This window comes from Endozoicomonas sp. ALE010, assembly GCF_049310165.1.
GTDB lineage: Bacteria > Pseudomonadota > Gammaproteobacteria > Pseudomonadales > Endozoicomonadaceae > Endozoicomonas.
The window spans coordinates 1-1,061 of the sequence record NZ_JBLYNV010000194.1; the positions used below are offsets into that span (position 1 = coordinate 1).

Here is a 1,061-nt window from a genome sequence, read left to right on the forward strand (position 1 = left end):
ACGGAGCCGTAGTGTTGGATGACAATGTTTGAGTGCTTGCCATCCCGGATGGCGTCATTGACACATCGGTGGTATTCATCGACGAACTCAGTTCCGGTGAGAGCAGAGCCGTAGTGTTGGATGACAGTGCCTGAGTGCCTGTCATGCCGGATGGCGTCAGTGAGACATCGGTGGTATTGATCGACGAACTCAACTCTGGAGAGAGCGCAGCCGTGGCACTGGATGATAACGTCTCGGTGCCTGCCATGCCTGATGGCGTCATGGACACATCGGTGGTATTCATCAACAAACTCAGCTCGGGTGAGAACGGTGCCGTAGTGTTGGATGACAATGCCTGAGTGCCTGCCATGCCTGATGGCGTCATGGACACATCGGTGGTATTCATCGACGAACTCAACTCTGGAGAGAACGCAGCCGTGGCACTGGATGATAACGTCCGGGTGCCTACCATGCCTGATGGGCTCAGTGATACCTCAGCAGTATTGATCGACGAACTCATCTCCGGTGAGATCCGGGCCATCGTACTGGATGACAATGCCTGAGTGTTTGCCGCTCCGGACGGGCTCAGTGAACTCTCTGTAGCATTAGCGAACGAACCAGACCCGGATGAGGCTAAAGCGGCGATACCGGACGACACTGCCTGGCTACTTGCCGTCTCTGACGAACTCAATCCGGGTGCCAGCATAGGTGCAGGGGTATGCGGCCATAAAGCCGTCGATAATAATGCTTCTGAGGCGTCCGGTGGTATATGGCTGGAACTGCCCTCAGATACCGCCAAGGATGTTAGCAATCCGGCTTCACTGGTTGTGGCTGCAGATGACATTGCAGGGGTAATGTCAGCCCGTTCTGTCACGGTTACAGCCGTGGTTGATACGCTGGTCGATACCGGTGGCTGCGGGGTGCTGGTCTCCGGCGCGATGGTGGCCAATGCATGCATGTCAGAAGACACCTCCGCCTGTGCGCCGGTTGCCGATGCGATCGCAACAACAGGGCTACTGTTGTCAGCAACCACTCCGGGATTGCTGCCTGGCCTGTCCGTGGCAGGTTGCAGGCCTGTGACG

General features: G+C 56.8%; 3 protein-coding genes. 2 read left to right on the forward strand and 1 reads right to left on the reverse strand.

The genetic code is table 11. The features are described 5' to 3' along the window. Nucleotides 1-364 (reverse strand): hypothetical protein (locus tag ACO6UY_RS24730; protein WP_422491717.1); only part of this gene is annotated, 364 nt, incomplete at its 3' end. Here ACO6UY_RS24730 and ACO6UY_RS24735 point away from each other — a divergent pair. Together ACO6UY_RS24735 and ACO6UY_RS24740 are read left to right on the forward strand one after the other, a co-directional pair. Then, on the forward strand, nucleotides 363-542 hold the full coding sequence (locus tag ACO6UY_RS24735) for a hypothetical protein (protein ID WP_422464144.1): 180 nt from the start codon (nucleotides 363-365) through the stop codon (nucleotides 540-542). The two genes, ACO6UY_RS24730 and ACO6UY_RS24735, sit on opposite strands and share 2 nt — an antisense overlap. Further along, nucleotides 543-1,061 (forward strand): hypothetical protein (locus ACO6UY_RS24740; RefSeq protein ID WP_422491719.1); only part of this gene is annotated, 519 nt, incomplete at its 3' end.

Coding starts and splice junctions, on each gene's coding strand:
- ACO6UY_RS24735 (WP_422464144.1), top strand. CDS start 363: ATGGACACATCGGTGGTATTCATCGACGAACTCAACTCTGGAGAGAAC.